At 64.2% G+C, this 791-nt stretch carries 1 pseudogene; it reads right to left on the bottom strand.

What is annotated here, in order from left to right:
• Positions 1–82 precede the first annotated feature (82 nt).
• Positions 83–791: pseudogene (locus tag AC1DQP_RS21125) on the bottom strand (hypothetical protein); the annotation flags it as partial.

Genomic DNA, 791 nt, shown 5'->3' with positions numbered 1-791 from the left:
GTACAGTCCCGCCGGCCGGCCCAAGCCGGTCGGCGGTACTGCCCGGCACCGTCCCTTTGGACGATGCCGGGTATTGCAGGAATCAGAAGCGGAAGCCGACTTCCGCCTTGACCTGGCGCGGCGTACCGACGATATCGCCGGTCTCGTTGTAGCTGGCCAGCAACTTGCCGTTGGACTTGGTGTAGTTGTAGTTGGAGAAGTTGTCGAAGTTGAAGACGTTGATGATGTCGATACGCGCATACAGCTCGGTATCGCCCGGCATCTTGAACGTCTTGGTGGCCTGCAGGTCGACCGAACGGTAGCCGAAGATCTTGCCACCGAGCAGGAACTTGCCGTTGCCATTGGGCACCGCGGCGCCCGGGGTCGGCAGGTCGAAGCCGGTCGACTGGGTGACCGGGTACCAGTCGTTCACCGCGGTCGGGGTGGCCAGGGTGATCTTGCCGCCGAAGGTGATGTCCCAGAAGCCGGCATACGAACCGGTGAGCACCAGGCGGTGACGCGGTGCGCCGTTGGAGCGGATGGTCGGGTAGTCCTCGATCAGGCCACGGTCGAACGCGTACTTCTCATTGATGTCGCGGTTGTGGCGTGCGGTGGTCCAGGTGTAGGCGATGGAGGTGCCCCAGCCGCTTTCCTTGGTGAACGGCTTCTGTGCCGACAGCAGCACCTGCGTTGCGCGCGTCTTGATGCCCTGCTGGCCGATGATCAGGCTGCCGAAGCCCGGCACGTTGCAGCTCCAGGCCTGGCTCAGGCCCGGGTCGGTGCCACCGCACAGGCGCGGGTCATCGAAGAAC

It is taken from the genome of Stenotrophomonas sp. P5_A8 (assembly GCF_056400545.1).
Note: the sequence above shows the minus strand (reverse complement) of the source record. Positions and strands in the feature narration are given on the sequence as shown.